This is a genomic window from Rhodococcus sp. H36-A4 (assembly GCF_027158005.1).
Lineage (GTDB): Bacteria > Actinomycetota > Actinomycetes > Mycobacteriales > Mycobacteriaceae > Rhodococcoides.
Genome location: NZ_JAPVLQ010000001.1, coordinates 508,127 through 525,227, shown reverse-complemented (window position 1 = coordinate 525,227; position 17,101 = coordinate 508,127). Strand labels below are relative to the sequence as shown.

16 protein-coding genes and 1 riboswitch are annotated in these 17,101 nt (G+C 63.8%); of the genes, 8 read left to right on the top strand and 8 right to left on the bottom strand.

Annotated features, from left to right (window positions below):
- Positions 1-4 precede the first annotated feature (4 nt).
- Positions 5-1,999, bottom strand: coding sequence for an MMPL family transporter (locus O1W68_RS02405; protein ID WP_269301767.1), 1,995 nt, complete (start codon positions 1,997-1,999; stop codon positions 5-7).
- Positions 2,000-2,209: 210 nt separating this feature from the next.
- Here O1W68_RS02405 and O1W68_RS02400 point away from each other — a divergent pair, with 210 nt between their 5' ends.
- Both O1W68_RS02400 and O1W68_RS02395 read left to right on the top strand, forming a co-directional pair.
- Complete coding sequence (locus O1W68_RS02400; protein WP_269301285.1) at positions 2,210-2,686, top strand: MarR family winged helix-turn-helix transcriptional regulator; 477 nt, start codon at positions 2,210-2,212, stop codon at positions 2,684-2,686.
- Positions 2,687-2,878: 192 nt separating this feature from the next.
- A complete protein-coding gene (locus O1W68_RS02395; RefSeq protein WP_269301284.1) occupies positions 2,879-3,325 on the top strand; it encodes an STAS domain-containing protein in 447 nt (148 codons plus the stop codon).
- On the opposite strand, the gene O1W68_RS02390 is transcribed toward O1W68_RS02395, so the two are convergent.
- A complete protein-coding gene (locus O1W68_RS02390; RefSeq protein ID WP_269301283.1) occupies positions 3,322-4,923 on the bottom strand; it encodes a phytoene desaturase family protein in 1,602 nt (533 codons plus the stop codon). The two genes, O1W68_RS02395 and O1W68_RS02390, sit on opposite strands and share 4 nt — an antisense overlap.
- 104 nt (positions 4,924-5,027) lie before the next feature.
- Here O1W68_RS02390 and O1W68_RS02385 point away from each other — a divergent pair, with 104 nt between their 5' ends.
- Complete coding sequence (locus O1W68_RS02385) at positions 5,028-5,546, top strand: baeRF2 domain-containing protein (protein WP_269301282.1); 519 nt, start codon at positions 5,028-5,030, stop codon at positions 5,544-5,546.
- Here the strand turns inward: O1W68_RS02385 and O1W68_RS02380 are convergent.
- Both O1W68_RS02380 and pruA read right to left on the bottom strand, forming a co-directional pair.
- Positions 5,526-6,473, bottom strand: a complete 948-nt coding sequence (locus O1W68_RS02380; protein WP_269301281.1) for a proline dehydrogenase family protein — start codon at positions 6,471-6,473, stop codon at positions 5,526-5,528. The two genes, O1W68_RS02385 and O1W68_RS02380, sit on opposite strands and share 21 nt — an antisense overlap.
- Entirely contained in the window at positions 6,470-8,119 is a 1,650-nt protein-coding gene (gene pruA / locus O1W68_RS02375; RefSeq protein ID WP_269301280.1) for an L-glutamate gamma-semialdehyde dehydrogenase, read from the bottom strand. The genes O1W68_RS02380 and pruA overlap by 4 nt, the downstream gene beginning before the upstream one ends.
- A 75-nt stretch (positions 8,120-8,194) precedes the next feature.
- On the opposite strand from pruA, the gene O1W68_RS02370 reads away from it, so the two are divergent.
- Positions 8,195-9,805 (top strand): PucR family transcriptional regulator, encoded by a 1,611-nt coding sequence (locus tag O1W68_RS02370; protein WP_269301279.1) that lies wholly within the window; start codon positions 8,195-8,197, stop codon positions 9,803-9,805.
- Here the strand turns inward: O1W68_RS02370 and O1W68_RS02365 are convergent, their stop codons facing one another.
- Positions 9,806-10,375, bottom strand: coding sequence for a TetR/AcrR family transcriptional regulator (locus O1W68_RS02365; RefSeq protein WP_269301278.1), 570 nt, complete (start codon positions 10,373-10,375; stop codon positions 9,806-9,808).
- Between the two features lie 94 nt (positions 10,376-10,469).
- Between O1W68_RS02365 and O1W68_RS02360 the strand changes: the two genes are divergently transcribed.
- Together O1W68_RS02360 and O1W68_RS02355 are read left to right on the top strand one after the other, a co-directional pair.
- Entirely contained in the window at positions 10,470-11,615 is a 1,146-nt protein-coding gene (locus O1W68_RS02360) for an acyl-CoA dehydrogenase family protein (protein ID WP_269301277.1), read from the top strand.
- A gap of 9 nt (positions 11,616-11,624) precedes the next feature.
- A complete protein-coding gene (locus tag O1W68_RS02355; RefSeq protein ID WP_269301276.1) occupies positions 11,625-12,326 on the top strand; it encodes a dienelactone hydrolase family protein in 702 nt (233 codons plus the stop codon).
- On the opposite strand, the gene O1W68_RS02350 is transcribed toward O1W68_RS02355, so the two are convergent.
- A complete protein-coding gene (locus O1W68_RS02350; protein WP_269301275.1) occupies positions 12,320-13,120 on the bottom strand; it encodes an ABC transporter in 801 nt (266 codons plus the stop codon). The genes O1W68_RS02355 and O1W68_RS02350 overlap by 7 nt on opposite strands.
- A gap of 25 nt (positions 13,121-13,145) precedes the next feature.
- The gene (locus O1W68_RS02345) at positions 13,146-13,460 is read right to left on the bottom strand and encodes a DMT family transporter (protein WP_269301274.1); all 315 of its coding nucleotides are present in this window, start codon (positions 13,458-13,460) and stop codon (positions 13,146-13,148) included.
- A gap of 14 nt (positions 13,461-13,474) precedes the next feature.
- A riboswitch (guanidine-III (ykkC-III) riboswitch) is annotated at positions 13,475-13,538 on the bottom strand.
- A gap of 76 nt (positions 13,539-13,614) precedes the next feature.
- Between O1W68_RS02345 and O1W68_RS02340 the strand changes: the two genes are divergently transcribed.
- Complete coding sequence (locus O1W68_RS02340; RefSeq protein WP_442972277.1) at positions 13,615-14,322, top strand: response regulator transcription factor; 708 nt, start codon at positions 13,615-13,617, stop codon at positions 14,320-14,322.
- A gap of 11 nt (positions 14,323-14,333) precedes the next feature.
- Complete coding sequence (locus O1W68_RS02335) at positions 14,334-15,716, top strand: HAMP domain-containing sensor histidine kinase (RefSeq protein ID WP_269301765.1); 1,383 nt, start codon at positions 14,334-14,336, stop codon at positions 15,714-15,716.
- Positions 15,717-15,723: 7 nt separating this feature from the next.
- Here the strand turns inward: O1W68_RS02335 and O1W68_RS02330 are convergent, their stop codons facing one another.
- Positions 15,724-17,097, bottom strand: a complete 1,374-nt coding sequence (locus tag O1W68_RS02330) for an MFS transporter (protein WP_269301273.1) — start codon at positions 17,095-17,097, stop codon at positions 15,724-15,726.
- Positions 17,098-17,101: the final 4 nt, after the last annotated feature.

Genomic DNA, 17,101 nt, shown 5'->3' with positions numbered 1-17,101 from the left:
GATTTCACTCCTTTTGTCCCACCAGTTCGGTACTGCTGGAATCGAATGTGTTCGGCCACCATATCCCCGGGCCGATAAGGGTGAACAGGGCTGGAATGACCAACGTGCGCACCACGAAGGTGTCCAGCAGAATGCCGAGGCCGACGATGATGCCCAACTGAGTCAGCGTGATGAGCGGAAGGACGCCGAGCACGCAGAACACTGCGGCCAGCACGATGCCCGCACTCGTGATGACACCACCGGTGGCGCCCACCGCGCGCACGATGGCCGAACGCGTGCCGTGGCCGGGCGTCTCTTCCCTGGTACGCGTGACGAGAAAGATCGTGTAGTCGACGCCGAGGGCGACCAGGAACAGGAAGGCGAACAGCGGAACGTTGTCGTCGAGAGCCGGGAATCCGAAGATGTGCAGGCTCACCCAGCTCCCGATGCCCAAGGCCGCGAGTGCGCTGAGAACCGTCGTGCCGACGAGTACCAGCGGGGCGACGACTGCGCGTAGCAACACGAGCAGCACGGCGAGAACGACGATCAGGATGGCGGGCACTACGACGAGACGGTCCCTGGCGGCGGCGTCACTGGTGTCGAGGGCTTGGGCGTCACTGCCGCCGACGAGCGCCTCGGCATCGGGAATGTCCTTCAGTGCACCTCGTAGGTCCTCGATGACGGCGAACGCTTCCTCGGATGCGGGCGGCGAGTCGGATACGACGGACCATCGAGTCAGGCCGGTGCCGGAGTCGGTGCCACGGGTGAACGAGGTGATGGCGTCGTCGGCTGCCAGGACGGACTCGATCTCGGCAGCCGAATCGGTCTTTCCGACCACTGTCGTCGGATCGGCCAGACCTGCGGGGAAGTGCTCGGAGAGTGTTTCGAAGCCTTCGACGGATTCGGCGGTCACGCGGAACTGTTCGGTCTGCGACAAGCCGATTCCAGTTCCGAAAAGCGCACCGGCACAGGCGAGAAGGGCGACGATCGTGATCGATGCGGTGCGGGCCGGATGTCGTGACACTGCGGCCGCGATCGAGAACCAGGCCCCCGAGGTGGCGGTGTCGCGATCGTCAGGGCCCGGGATGAAGGGCCAGAACAATTTGCGGCCGAACAGCGCCAGCAGTGGAGGGAGGACGAGGAGGACGAACACGGCCGCGACGACGAGGCCTGCCGCCGCGAGTGCACCCAAGCTGCGGGTGCTGGGCAGGATTGCCAGGAGCAGCGTCAGCAGTGCCAGCACGACGGTGGCGTTGCTGGCGAGAATTGCAGGCCCGGCGTGGCGGACGGCTCGGGCAAGTGCACGTCGATGATCGGACTCGGTACGCAACTCTTCCCGATATCTCGAAATCAACAGCAACGCGTAGTTCGTACCCGCTCCGAACACCAGAACGCTGGTTATGCCGGAGGTGGAGCCGTCGAACGACAGGCCTGTCACCTCGGCGAGTGCCGTTCCGACAGAGGTGGCGACGCGATCGCCGAAGCCGATGACGAGGAGCGGAACCAGCCACAGAACAGGCGATCTGTACGTCACGATGAGAAGGATCGCGACCACGAGTGCGGTGACCGCGAGAAGGGTGAAGTTGGCGCCGGAGAAGGAGTTCGCGATGTCGGCACCGAATGCCGGTCCGCCGGTCACCTGCGCGTCGAGGCCGTCGGGAAGGCCGTCGACGGCAGCGGTGCGCAGTGAGGTGACGAGGTCGTCGAGTGTGAACCCGGACAGCGAACTGTCTATCGGAACCAGGCCGAGCGTTGCTTTGCCGTCGGGTGCCGGCACGAGCGGAGGCGAACCGGCGTCGGTGCCCGCGGCGACCGCGGTCCGATCGAGGGCTTGTTGCGCGGCGGCCAGGTCGGCCTCCGACAGCACCTCGCCATCGGATCGACTGACGACGAGTATCGCGGGTGCGGTGTCCGCGCCGGGGAATTGGGTCAGCAGCTCGGTGACCTGGGCGGACTCTGCTTCCGGTGGTACCGAGGATGGTGCGCTTCCGGCCGAGTCGTTCTCACCGACGAGGGCCATGAACCCTAGTGAGAGCACCAGGACGGCGAGCGCGACTGCCCACGACCGGCGTGAGGTGACAATCCGGGCGAATCCAATCCAGAAGCCGTCGTCGCGGCGTGAGCTGTCCACCGGAAAACAATCTCACTAACTGAGACATTAATCAACCGGCAAGATCACCCACTCGGCGTGCGGATAGTCTGAGCGCATCTTCGAAGAGAGAGGACCGCAGTGGCCGATCGACGCGAGCTGGAATCGAAAATCTCGTCCGACGTACGTGCGCTGTCTGCCGTCTCCGAGGAGATCGGGCGCGCATTCAGCGCGCAACACGAACTGCGACACAACGATTTTCGTGCACTGCTCCTGATCATGGTCGCCGACGTCGAAGGCACGCCGCTGACGACGGGCGAACTCGGCGCTCGGCTCGGATTGTCGTCGGCAGCTATGACGTACTTGGTCGAGCGGATGATCGAGTCGGGTCACATTCGACGGGAAAAAGACGAACGTGACCGTCGAAAAGTGATTCTTCGTTATGCCGACCACGGCATGGCCGTCGCACGTGAATTCTTCGGTCCACTCGGTATGCGGACCAATTCTGCGCTTGCCCAAGTGCCCGACTCGGATCTTGCTGCGGCTCATCGAGTTTTCGTCGCTTTGATCGACTCGATGCGTGCGCATCACGAGGAACTGCGTCCAGGCATCACCTGAGATCTCGGTGTTCGATTCGTCTTCACTATGCGGGACGGCCCGAGTAACGTAGGGTTGACCGAGGTTGAGCTAACAGCCGTTGTCGGGGGAGACGCCCTGGCTGTTGCAGCCGTTAGCGGAACTCATGTTCACATTCGACTGTCACCGCGCTCGTACCGTTTCCCTCCCGATCGAAAAGACGATGGGATGGCTATGACTGTTACTCCACGCGGTGTCGAAGACGACGCAACCGCACACAACCACGCTGCAGTGAACACACACGCCACAGCAGATACCTCGGTGTCCGTCGCTGCTACCGGCGCTATATTTCGAGCCGTACCGTTCGGCTCGGCCGCGCTCGTTGTCAGCGTGCACGGTGACATCGATATCCGAAGTGCACCGATGCTGGCCGAGTTCGCATCCACCCACATCGATGCGAACCGGCATCTCGTACTCGACTTGTCCGATGTCGGCTTCTTCGGCATTGCCGGTCTGACCGTGTTCAGCGCCCTCGACAGTGGGACCCAAGAAGCAGGGTCGAGCTGGTCGCTCGTAGAAGGACACCCAGTACATCGGTTGTTGGAGGCTGCGTCTCTCCAACCTGCCGTGCAGGTCTTCGATCGAGTTGCCGACGCGGTCGAAGCGGCAACGAAGCCTTAACGTTCTTCTCGATCTCGGGTGACCAGCTCCAGCAAGGAGCTGGTCACCTTTTTTCGTATCCGGCCGAGCGGGCCCTGCTGGCCCAATGCCGCTCGCGCAGCGTTCATCCCGGATGCTCCGTGAACTCCGCCCCCGGGGTGCGCCGAAGAGCTACCGAGGAACAACCCCTCGACGACGGTTTCCGAACGTCCGAGTCCGGGTGTCGGGCGAAAGATCAACTGCTGCTGCAACTGTGCGGTTCCGCCGTTGACTGCGCCGCCGTAGAGATTGCCGTTCTCCGCCATCAGATCGGACGGCCGCTGAACCACCTCGGCGATGATCGACCCGCTGAACCCTGGTGCGTGTTCCTCGAGCACATCGCGTACCCGGTCGGCGACCGTATCGGCTGACGCGTCGTCGGTCACTCCGCGCGGCAAATGCGTGTACGCCCACGCGCTCTCGGTACCCACCGGTGATCTGGAGGCGTCTGCCGTGGTCATCTGCCCGAACAGCATGAACGGACGTTCCGGGAGCACCCCGGTGGTCAGGTCGGCCAACCACCGGACCAGGCCGTCGTCGTCGGCGCCCAGATGTACGGTCCCCGCACCCGAGAGGCTTGTCGAGCGCCACGGGATGGGGCGGTCGAGGGCGTAGTTGACCTTCACCACCGGGGTATCCCATTCGAAGTTGCGGAGATCCTCGTGCACCCGTCGGGGTACCGCGTCGGCCGGAAGCAAGGATCCGTAGAGCATCGGTGCGGAGACGTCGGCGATCACGGCCCGACGGACGAACACCGTGTCCCCACCTTTGGTATGAACCGCTGACGCACGTCCATCGGTGACGTCGATGCGATCGACCGGGCTATCGCAGCGCAGTTCCGCCTTGCCTGCACGGCTGACGAGCGCGTCGGCGAGCTTGCTCGCGCCACCCGTCGGCACTGGATATCCGACGTCCTGCGCCAACATCGTCAGCAGATAGCCCATCGCACCACTGACGGGTGCGTCGGAGGGGGCGTCACCGTGCATGGCATTACCCAGCACAAGGCACCTGGCAGCCTCGCTCCGGAAGAGCTCGTGCGCCATGACGCGTGCCGGCAGAGCCATGAACCGTCCGAACCGCAGTGTGTCCGCGGCACCCAAGGTTCTCGCCAACGACGCAGCGGCGCGCACCGGCGGGAACGGTCCGAAGAAAGCGTCGAGCATCGGCTTCCGGATCTTCGTCCACTGATCGAACAGGTCGAACCAGGCATCACCGTCGCGACGGTCGTATTCGGCCAGAGCCGCAGCGGTATCGGCGACATCGTTGTGGACGACGGGTGCGGACTCGTCCATCGAGGAGCGTGCGTGGCCGTAGACGGTAGGCGAACGCGACCACCGCAGGCCGTGATGCTCGAGGTCGAGTGAGGTCATCACGGGCGACGCAGCCCCCAACGGATAGAACGCACTGAAGAGATCACTGCTGAATCCTGGTATCAGCTCGGCACTGCGGACAGCGCCACCGGCTTCGGGGCCTGCCTCCAGAATTACTACGTCCCAGCCTGCGTCTGCCAGCGCAGCAGCCGCTACGAGTCCGTTGTGTCCGGCGCCGATCACCACGGCGTCCGCGGAGCGAGGTGTCATGAGTCCTACGGTACGTCTCGGCGAAAGATACAACGGTCGTGATGTTTGGTGCTCGGAGACCTGGGCACCCCATCCAGATGTCGACGAGCAGTGAGCGCGAGCATATGCAGTCATATTCGGTGGACGATGCGGTGTCCTCAGGGGCGCCTGTCGAGGCCGCGCGGGACGCGTCCGACTTGGAGCCGGGGGCCGAGCCGACCGAGGCCCGGTTCGTCGGTGTGCCGAGAGTGGACACCGAATCCGATCCGCTCGAGGACGCCGGACCTTATGTCGTCGTATCGGTGGACCGACGCGGCGCCGATATCGACACCTTCGATGCCCGGGGCGTCGCGACGAGTTCGGTTACGGTCGAGTCCGGAACTCCGCCACGACACCGCGCAGGTGAGAAGACCGTCGCCGAGATCGTCGCCGAGATGTACGACACGAAGACCGTCGAGCAGATTTTCGTGGTGGGCGTACTCCCCGTGCGTCCGCAGCTCGTGCAGAGCTTGCCCGCACGAGTGTTGCGCGACGTCATCGAGCTCGAAATCGGTTCGAGGGCGGACGGTTCCGATTCCGATCTCATCCGGTCCGCCGTGCAGGAAATACGCGAACGAGCGGCCCTACTTGCGCGCGAGCAGTGAGCGAAAGAAGAACATGACGTTCGCAGGCCGCTCGGCCAAGCGGCGCATGAAGTAGCCGTACCACTGATTGCCGTAGGGAACATAGACCCGAAGGTTCTTCCCTTCGCCTGTCAGGCGGAGCTGTTCTGCCTCGCGGATTCCGAACAGCATCTGGTACTCGTAGTTTTCCTTTGTTCGGCCGGAAGACTGGGCGAATCGTGCTGCAGCGTCGATCATCTCGGGGTCGTGGGACGCCACCATCGGGTAGCCGTCGCCATTCATGAGGATTCGGAGACATCGCACATACGACTCGGCGACGTCGCCGGGGCGGCGGTAGGCGACCGTCGAGGGTTCGTCGTATGCGCCCTTGCACAATCGAATCCGAGAGTGAGGGCCGGCGAACTCGCGGCAATCGTTCTCGGTGCGCATGAGATAGGCCTGCAGTACGGTGCCGACGTCGGGAAACTCCTGACGCAGTTCCCTGACGATGGACAGCGTCGCATCCGTCGTCGTGTGGTTCTCCGCATCCACTGTCACCCAGGCCCCTGACCGAGCGGCGGCGGAACAGATGGTGCGTGCGCCTTCGAGTGCGAGCGAACGATCGATACCTTGCCCTAACGCCGACAGTTTCACCGATACTTCGATGGCGTGGTGTTGTTCGGGTCGTAGGGTCGAACAAGACTGCAGCAAAGAAAGATAAGCATCGACTGTTGCCTTCGCCGTTGCTGCGTCGGTGGTGTCCTCCCCGAGGTGATCGACACTGACCTTCCGGCCGGAATTCAACAACGAACGCACTGCCGCCATCGCGTCGGACTCCGATTCCCCTGCTACGAAGCGGTCCACCAGTTTTCTGGTCAACGGAAACCGGTTCACCGTCGCCTCGAGCCTCGCGGATCGTGCCGCGGCAAGAAGAGCAGGTCGGAGGGGATTGGCCACTACCGCACTCACGCGAGACCCTCCCCGGCCTGGTGGGGATAGTGGTGATCGGTCGGCGGAACAAATGTCTCCTTGACCGTGCGCGCGGAGGCCCAGCGCAGCAGGTTCTGCGCAGACCCGGCCTTGTCGTTCGTCCCGGACGCTCGCGCTCCACCGAACGGCTGCTGACCGACGACGGCGCCGGACGGCTTGTCGTTCACATAGAAATTGCCTGCTGCGAATCTCAACGCCGAGTGTGCCTGCTCGATGGCCGTCCGATCATTCGCAACGACTGCACCAGTGAGTGCGTACTTCGATCCGGAGTCGACCTGGCTCAGGATGTCCTGGTACGAATTCGGCGCAGAATCCTCGTACACGTGCACTGTCAGGATCGGACCGAAGTACTCGGTGGCGAACGCCTCGTCCGTTGGGTCTTCGCCGAGAAGAACTGTGGGAGAGACGAAGTAACCTTCGGAGTCGTCACACGTTCCACCTGTCGCGATGGTGAGGCCCGGCGTGGACTTGGCGCGATCGAGCGCGGCGGCGTTGCGGTCGAAGGCCTGCTGGTCGATGACTGCGCCACCGAAATTGGACAGGTCGCTCACATCGCCGAATTTCAATTGCGACACCTGTTCGACGAACGGATCTCCCATCCGGTTCCAGAGGGACCTCGGTACGAAAGCCCGTGATGCGGCGGAGCACTTTTGTCCCTGGTAGTCGAACGCTCCACGGATCAGCGCAGTGGTGAGGACGTCGGGATCGGCTGAACTGTGTGCGAGAACGAAGTCCTTGCCCCCCGTTTCACCGACCAGCCTCGGATAAGAGTTGTACCGGGTGATGTTGTTTCCCACCTCACGCCAGAGATGCTGAAACGTCGCCGTCGAACCGGTGAAGTGGATCCCTGCCAGCCGGGGGTCGCTCAATGCGTGCTCGGATACGAGTGGACCGTCCCCGAGCACCAGGTTGATCACTCCGGGCGGAAGTCCTGCCGCTTCGAGTAGTTGCAGAGTCAGATATGCGGCGACGGACTGAGTCGGCGACGGCTTCCACAGCACGGTGTTGCCCATCAGTGCGGGCGCCGTGGGCAGATTGCCGGCGATCGCCGTGAAGTTGAACGGGGTGATGGCGTACACGAACCCTTCGAGCGGGCGATAGTCCACCCGATTCCACACTCCCGGGGAACTCACCGGCTGGTCCGCCAGAACGTGCCGCGCGAGGGAGACGTTGAATCTCCAGAAGTCGATCAGCTCGCACGGCGCGTCGATCTCGGCCTGGTAGACGGACTTCGACTGGCCCAACATCGTTGCGGCCGCGACCGTTTCACGCCAGGGGCCGGCAAGGAGGTCCGCGGCCCGCAGGAACACTGCAGCCCGATCGTCGAACGAGCGATCACGCCATGCCGGTGCGGCCGCGAGGGCTGCGTCGATGGCGTCGCGGACGTCCTGGTGTGTGGCGCTGGTGAACCTGCCGATGACGGACGAGTGCCGGTGGGGTTGCACGACGTGCTGTTCGGGTCCGGTGCCGGAGCGATGTACGCCTCCGATGACCTGGTGAAGGTGGGTCGGATTCGAGGAAAGTTCGTCCAATCGAGCGCGCAGGCGAGCGCGCTCAGGGTTGCCGGGGGCATAGGTATTGACCGGTTCGTTGATCGGAACGGGTACCGAAGTGACGGCGTCCATGGGACCAATCCAAGCCCGAAGACAGCCGAATGTATTCGGCTGATCGGACGAGAGCTGTGTGCTCTACTTGTCCAGATGGACGAAGATTCCAGAATCGAGCTGGCAACGCTGCTCTGCGCCTTGCCCGGTTCGTTCGTCGAACTCGTCGTGAACCCGGCCGGGGGACACACCGACATCCGCTCGGTAGCGTTGCTCGACGGCAGCGACCTGTCCGACAACGCGGTCGCCGACCTGGCCCTGGTGGTCGGTGCCTCCGAATCCGGACTTCTGGCATGGTTCGACGATCTGGAGTTGGCGCGGCCGCACACGCGGCCACGGGCAGTGATGGCCAAGGGCGTCGGCGATTCGGTGCCGATCCAACACGCGGCGCGGCAGTGCGGGATCGCGCTGATCGCCGTCCACCCGCAGACGAACTGGGAACGGTTGCTGTCGATCGTTCGTGGAGTGCTCGATCATTCGCTTCGGCGCCTCGACACCGATGATGTCGACGAAGGACGTTTCGGTGCCGACACCGACCTTTACGGTCTCGCGCGCACTGTCGCATCCCTGACCAAGGGAATGGTGAGTATCGAGGACGAGCGATCGCACGTGCTGGCGTACTCGGCGTCGGAGAGCGCGGCCGACGAACTCCGAACACTGTCCATTCTCGGTCGCGAAGGCCCGGCCGACTACCTGCGCACCCTCACCGACTGGGGCGTATTCGAACGCATCAGAACCAGCGACGACGTTCTCGAAGTGCCCGCCGCCCCCGACCTCGGCATTCGGCGTCGACTCGTCGTGGGGATCAGATCGATTCCCGACGCGTCCGGCACCATCGCCAACCTGGGCTCGATCTGGATTCAAGAAGGCAATCGACCCATATCCGAGGACGCGGATGGCGTCCTGACCGGTGCCGCTGCCGTCGCGGCGCGGTTGATCACACGCATTCTGGATGCGCCGAGCAACGAGGCCGTGCAGATTCAGCGATTGCTCGGCGCGCGAGGGGGAGGCGTCGACATCCCGTCGCTTGCTGCGGCACTGTCGATTCCGACGTCGGGGCCGGCCGCGACGATCGGATTCGCCGCGGTCGACAGCCGCCCGATCGGCGAGGTTGCGCCCGCGGTTCGGTTGCATGCCAGTGCCTTTCATCGCCTCTCCTTGGCGACGAAAATCGGTGACCGTATCTACGTACTGTTCCCGGCGATCACCTCGGTGAAGGCCGTGGAATCCTGGACGCGGGAAGTGATCGTTCGGATCGAAGAGCGGACCGGCGTCGCGCTGCGTGCGGCACTGACCGTTCCCGTCGCGTCACTCGCCGACGTACCGGCAGGTCGATTCGAAGTCGATAGGGTGCTCGACCGCACCATGGGCGAACATCGAGTGACCTCACTTGCCGAGTCTCGTACGTCCGTTCTGCTCGGCGAAATCATCGAACTCGTCTCCCATCACCCGCAACTGCTCGATTCGCGCATGGAGACGCTCAGAAGGTACGACGCGAAGCACTCTTCGGCGATGGTGTCGAGTTTGGCAGCCTATCTTTCCCACTTCGGCGAGATTCGGAGTGCTGCAGCGGAACTGGGTGTGCACCCGAACACGCTGCGGTACCGGATCGCTCGCGTCGAGCAGATTCTCGGAGCCGACCTTTCCGATCCGGACGAGCGGATGCTGATGGAGATTCAGCTCCGGCTTCTGCCGCGGCGCGATTGATCAGGTGATGCCCGTCGTGAGCAGCGCGGCCAGTTCGGCGTAGGCCTGCGAGTCTTCGAGCCCGGTACGCCCGGCCACCTCGCGGCTCTGGATTCGAGCCATCGTCGTCGCAGCCACATCGGCGACGAACGCGGCGTGGACTCCGCGGACGTCCCCGGCCGAAGTTCCTTCGTCGATCAGTTGCTGCACGCGTTCGGCGGCAATAGCGGTGTTCTGCTCGTAGACCTCGCGGGCAGGGGGGAACGCTGCGAGATCGTCCATGAACTGCGCCGACGCGGGTTGCAGTGCGATGCCGACCGCCGACAGATACTCGGTCAGTCGCGCGCCGGTCCCGTCGACGGTAGCGATGGATGCCTCGACACGGTCGGTCGCGCCACGGAAGAAGTGAACGGTCGCGGTCCGCACGAGCTCACCCTTGCTCCCAGCCAACGTGTACAACGTCGATTTACTGCATCGCAGGCGTGCCGCGATGTCCTCGAGCGTCAGGTGCGCGAATCCTTCGTCGAGGAACAACGCGACCAGTTGGTCGAAGAGCTGGGCGCGCCGTGCAGTCGCGTGAGCTGCGGTCATATCGCAAAATAGTACTGCAGTCGACGTCACAGTACGGTATGCAGTACCGTGAGCTTCATTGCAGTACTGTCCGTGGTTTCGTGAGGAGTGCCCAGTGCCCGTCGATCGCCTGCTGCCCACCGAGGAAGCCAAAGATCTCATCCAGCTCACCCGTGACGTCGCGGACAAAGTGCTCGACCCGATAGTCGACGCACACGAAAAAGCGGAGACGTATCCGGACGGCGTGTTCGCTCAGCTCGGTGAGGCAGGCTTGCTCAGCCTGCCGTTCCCTGAGGAGTGGGGTGGCGGAGCGCAGCCGTACGAGGTCTACCTCCAGGTCCTCGAAGAGTTGGCTTCGCGATGGGCAGCGGTCGCCGTAGCCGTCAGCGTGCACAGCCTCGCCTGCTCGCCGCTACTGGCATTCGGAACCGAAGAGCAGAAGCAACGCTGGTTGCCGGAGATGCTCGGCGGCTCGCAGATCGGCGCCTACTCCCTGTCCGAGCCGCAGGCCGGCTCCGACGCCGCAGCCTTGACCTGCAAGGCGGTGCCATCAGGTGACGGATACTCCGTCACGGGCGCGAAAGCGTGGATCACCCACGGCGGCATCGCCGACTTCTACAACCTCTTCGCGCGCACCGGAGAGGGATCGAAGGGCATCTCCTGCTTTCTGGTGCCCAAGAACCTCGACGGGCTCACCTTCGGCAAACCCGAGGAGAAGATGGGACTGCACTCGGTACCGACGACCTCGGCGCACTACGACAGCGCCTACATTCCAGGCGAGCGACGTATCGGTACCGAGGGGCAGGGCCTGCAGATCGCCTTCAGTGCCCTCGATTCCGGCCGCCTCGGGATTGCCGCGGTCGCCGTCGGAATCGCCCAAGCGGCCCTCGACGACGCGGTGGCCTACGCGAACGAACGCACGACGTTCGGCAAGAAGATCGTCGACCATCAAGGGCTCGGATTCCTGCTGGCCGACATGGCAGCCGCCGTCGACTCTGCCCGCGCTACGTATATCGACGCCGCCCGACGCCGCGACAGCGGGCTCGACTATTCGCGAAGCGCATCCGTCGCCAAGCTCATCGCCACCGATGCCGCGATGAAGGTGACCACCGACGCCGTCCAGGTGTTCGGTGGATACGGATATACCCGCGACTTCCGGGTCGAGCGGTACATGCGGGATGCAAAGATCACGCAGATATTCGAGGGCACCAACCAGATTCAGCGTCTCGTGATCGCGCGGGGCCTGCGGTCGGTGGGTTAATCTTCGGTGATGGCTGACATCCAGGTCGACACCCCCGCAGGCCCGATTGCCGCTGTACTGGAAATGCCCGCTGGGAAAGGGCCGTGGCCCGGTGTCGTGATCGTGCACGACGCATTCGGACTGAACGAGGACACCAGGGTAATCGCGCGCCGGTTCGCCGATAAGGGCTACCTTGCGATGGCTCCCGACTTGTACAGCCGGGGCGGAATGCGCAAGTGCGTCGTCGGGGTTTTCCGTGCGCTTCTCGGGCAGAGCGGCGTCGCCGTGGACGATCTGCTGGGGGCTCGGGAGTATCTGCTCGCGCGTGAGGATGCGACCGACAGCGTCGGGATAGTCGGGTTCTGCATGGGCGGTGGATTCGCTCTACTGTTGTCGCCGAAAGGGTTCGGGGCGAGCGCGCCGTTCTACGGCGTCTCGCCGAAAGACATGGAGAAAGCGCTCGGCGGCGCATGCCCGATCGTCGCTTCGTACGGAAAGAACGATCCGAGCTTGATCGGTGCCGGCAAGAAACTCGAAAAAGCACTGTCCGACAAAGGGATTCCGCACGACGTCAAGACGTACCCGGGTGCAGGCCACAGTTTCGCGAACGCACTCCCCGGCAACACGACGGCTGCGGTTCTACGCCGCATCAGCGGCCTAGGATTCAAAGATGAGCAGGCCGAAGACGCCTTTGCTCGGGTGTTCGACTTTTTCGATCGACACCTTCACTGAAGCTCGGACACAGGCTGTTTGCCTTTGAGCCAGCGATTGGGGAGCCGTCCGACCAGTTCACCCAGCGGATTTACTGCGGCGGAAAGTATCTCGACCGAATCCTGCAGGATGTCGACACTGACACCCATCCGTTCCAGGTTCGGGGCCAGCGAAGACAATGTCTCGGACAGGGTGACGAGTTGATCGAGGGGACCGCCCTTGGCGGTCAGTCGTTCGATGGCACCGCCCTCGGAGAGTAGTTGTTCGAGCAGGCCGCCTTCCTCGAGTGCCCGCTCGATGATTCCGCCCTCCCTCGTCAGCAATTCGAGGGGACCATCGGTCGCGGTGAGCCGCTCGAGCGGACCTTCGACGGCGGTGATCCGATCCAGCAGACCCCCCTCGGCCAGTAGTCGTTCGAGCGGACCGTCTTCGGCAAGTAGTCGATCGAGAGGCCCCCCGGTTGCCGTCACTCGATCGACCGGGCCGCCGTCGGCCAACAGCCGTTCCAGCGTGCCTTCCTCCGATGTCAACCGATCGACTACGCCACCGGGCGCGAGGAGCCTGTCCAGCGGCCCACCTTCGCGGAGGGCGTTACCGAAGGCACGGTCGTCCGAAGTCAGCTGACCGAGTTGTGTGAGCAACTGCATGGTGCCGCCGCGAGGATTGGCTACCGCCGCGAGGTTCATCGGGTTGACGGCGCCGGATTCCAAGACGAATCGCGTGGTGGAGAGGACCGTGCTGGTCACTTGCAGCGCAGTTTCCGTCATCGCGATCCCGGCACGCGCAGGGAATGTGATCGCCGACACCCAGTTCATGGTTTTACTGTAACCGCTGGAGACATCATGGAAGGACCTTCAAGCCGACCACGCAGCCGACGATGCCCATCAACAGTGCAACCTTGATCCACGACGCGGCCTCGTCGCCGGTGATCATTGCATAGGTCACGGTGAGCGCGGCGCCGATCGCGACCCAGACCGCGTAGGCGGTGCCCGTCGGCAACGTGCGCATCGCGAGTGCGAGACCGCCCATGCTGATCACGAGAGCGACGGCGAACACGATCGTCGGAATCGGTTTGGAAAATCCGTCGGACTTGCCGAGGGCCGTTGCCCAAACCGCTTCGAAGGCGCCGGAAACGACCAAAATCAACCAAGCCATGCGTACAACACTCCCATGCACCGTCTTGTCGCAGGCCGGGTACGGTGCGCTCGTCCGCTAGTCATGAAGAGACTGGCACGACGGTACCGCAACGTGCGTGTTCACAGGAACATCACAGCGAACGTCCAGCACGCGCGCAGGCTTCCGGTTCATGATGGTGGATGTGAGCCATCCACCGCAAGCACGCGTACTGGTTGTCGACGACGAACCGACGATTCGGGAACTGTTGTCGGTCAGTCTTCGATTCCAGGGCTTCGACGTCCAGACTGCCGCTTCGGGTCCGGAAGGTCTGGACAAGGCGAAAACCTTTCGCCCCGAAGCGGTGATCCTGGACGTCATGATGCCGGGAATGGACGGCTTCGGACTCCTTCGCCGACTACGGGCAGACGGCGTCGACGCGCCAGCGCTGTTTCTCACGGCCCGGGATTCCGTCGAGGACAAGGTGACTGGACTGACGCTCGGTGCCGACGACTACGTCACCAAGCCGTTCAGCCTCGAAGAGGTCGTTGCTCGCCTACGCGTCATACTTCGGCGGTCGGGAAAGACGGAAGAGACAGCACCGTCGCGAATCTCTTTCGCGGACATCGAACTCGACGACGACACGCACGAAGTGTGGAAGGCGGGCGAACCGGTTTCGCTCTCACCCACCGAGTTCACACTCCTGCGTTACTTCATGATCAATGCGGGCACGGTGCTCAGCAAGCCGCGGATCCTCGATCACGTGTGGCACTACGACTTCGGCGGCGAGGTCGGTGTCGTCGAATCGTACGTGTCCTATTTACGTCGCAAAGTCGACACCGGAGACCAGCCCCTCATTCACACCCTCCGGGGCGTCGGGTACGTCATGCGGCAGCCTCGGTGAGACTTCGCAACATTCCACTGCGATTCACCCTGGTGGCGGCGCTGCTGTTACTCGTCGCCGCAGGCCTTCTGGCGTCGGGAATCGCGGTGACGTCGACACTCGAGACTTCGCTGGTCCGACGTGTCGATCAATCTCTCATCGAGGCGTCCCGCACCTGGGCCGAACCACGGGGGCTCGACGGCCCGCCGCCGTCGTCGTCGAAAGGTCGACCGCCGAGCGACTTCTACGTCGATGTGACCGACTCTGCGGGGCAGTCGCGATTCGTGTTGACGCCGGATGCAGACATCGGCGTTCCCGACACCGACGGTGTCCCGATCGGAACGCCGGTTACCGTGCGGTCGAAAGGCGGCGGCGGCACCGAATGGCGTGTGCTGACGATCAGCAATCAGAACGGTTCGACTCTGGTCGCGCAGCCGCTCATCGCGGTCGAAACGACCGTCGACAGATTGATAGTGCTCCAAACGATCATCGGCGCAGTCGTTCTCGCAGTACTTGCCGTCGTCGCATACTTCGTCGTTCGCCGCAGTCTGCGGCCGCTCGTCGAGGTCGAGGAGACTGCCGCCGCGATCGCGGCCGGTGACCTGCACCAGCGTGTTCCCGAACGCAGTGAGCGCACCGAGATCGGCAAACTGTCGGCGGCCCTGAACGGAATGCTGACACAAATCCAGCGTGCTTTCGCGGCCAGTGCAGCATCGGAGGAGGCGGCACGCGCGTCGGAGGACAAGATGCGACGCTTCGTCGCCGACGCGAGCCATGAGTTGCGAACGCCGTTGACGACGATCAGAGGATTCGCCGAGCTCTACCGCCAAGGCGCGATGAGCGATATCACGCTGCTGATGAAACGGATCGAAGGTGAAGCGGCCAGGATGGGCCTGCTCGTCGAGGATCTGCTGATGTTGGCGCGGTTGGATGCTCAGCGGCCCCTCGAGATGAACACCGTCGATCTGCTGTCCGTGGCGACCGACGCAGTCCTCGATGCCAAAGCAGTATCTCCCGACCGCGCAATTTCCCTGAAAATGCTTCCTGGCACGGGTATCCCAGAGGTAAGCGGAGACGACGCACGGTTGCGTCAAGTGGTGGGAAACCTGATGGGCAATGCGATCCGGCACACCCCCACGCAAGCCGAGATCACGGTCTGTGTCGGAACCACCGACACGACAGCGCTACTGGAAGTACGCGACACCGGCCCTGGCCTGTCGGCTGAAGAATCCGCGCACGTCTTCGAGCGGTTCTACCGCGCCGATTCCTCGCGCACTCGCGAAAGCGGTGGCAGCGGACTCGGGTTGTCGATCGTTGCCGCATTGGTCAGGGCACACGGCGGGACCGTGACCGTCGACAGCGCGCCGGGCCAGGGCGCGACCTTCCGCGTCGAACTACCGCGCATCGACGGGTAGGGCCGCGCTACTTCTTCTTTCCCCTGCAGAGCAGCACGACCAGTGCGCCGGCTACCGATACCGCGGAGGTGAACAGGACTGCGGAGTTCCAGCCTTCGACCAGCGCGGCAGGAGAACTCGTTCCTCGCGGCACCGCCAACACGGCAACCACGGTCACACCTACCGCAGATCCGACATAGCGGGCAGTGTTGTTCGCGCCGCTGCCCATCCCAGCACGTCCGGCCGGGACGCTCGCGACGGCTTCACGTCCGAGTGCTGCGTTCAGTACTCCGCTCGCGACACCTGCGAACAGCAGGCCCGGGAGAAGCCGAAGCCAGGTCGAGTCGACCGAGAGACCGAGCAGTGCGAGTTGTCCGATCGCAACTCCGATCAAACCTGCTGCCAGTTGCACACTGCCGGTGACGCGGGCTGGGATATGGCGTGCGAGAAGAGCTGTCGCGACGGAAGTAGCAGACCAGGCGAAGAGCAACAGTGCCGCGCCCAAGGCATCGATGTTGTAGGCGTTACCGAGAAATCCGGACATGAACGACATCAGCGCGATGATCCCCGCACCGGTGACGACTGCCGCGACAGTAGCTGCGACGAACACCGGTTGGGTGAACAGGTTCAGATCGAGCATTGCCGCGCGACTTCGGTATTCGACGACGACGAACACGATCAGCAGCACCGCCGATACCGCGAAAAGACTCAACGGCAGTGGACGCGCCCATCCTTGGCGCCCTTCGACAAGGGCAGCGAGAAGAGCGCTCAACCCGAACGCCAGCAGAAGCGCGCCGGCGGGATCGAGTCCACGAGGGGTATCCGACGTCGACTCCCGCACGAATCGATGCGCGGCGACGGCGAGCAGTGCGCCGGCGACCGCGACGAGCCAATACGCATCACGCCACGTTGCCAGCCGATCGAGCGTCGCGACCAGGAGTGGGCCGAGGGCGATTCCTGCGCCGAGGCTGGCGCCCCAGACGCCACTGGCATGCGCACGGCGTGGGCCTGCCGGGTGAGTATGCGCAATGATTCCGAGGCTCGACGCGATCAAGGCGGCGCCGCCCAGTCCTTGCAGCACGCGCGCAAGAACGAAGATCAACGTAGTCGGCGACACAGCGCAGACCACCGAGGCGACGGCCAGCACGAGCGCGCCGAGAACGAACGTGCGACGCCTCCCGAAATCGTCGGCCAACGTTCCGGTGGTGAGCAGTGCCGCACTGAGCCCGATGCTCATTGAACTGAGAATCCAGGTCTTACCGGCGGTGTCGCTGCCGAGGGTGGCAGCGGTGGAGTTGATCGTCGCCAGCGGTGACGTGAACGCGACAAGGGTGAGCAGGGTGCCGAGGGCAGCGATCGCGAGGGACCGTCGTTGGTCGACGGTAGAGTCGGTCTGGGTCACGGCT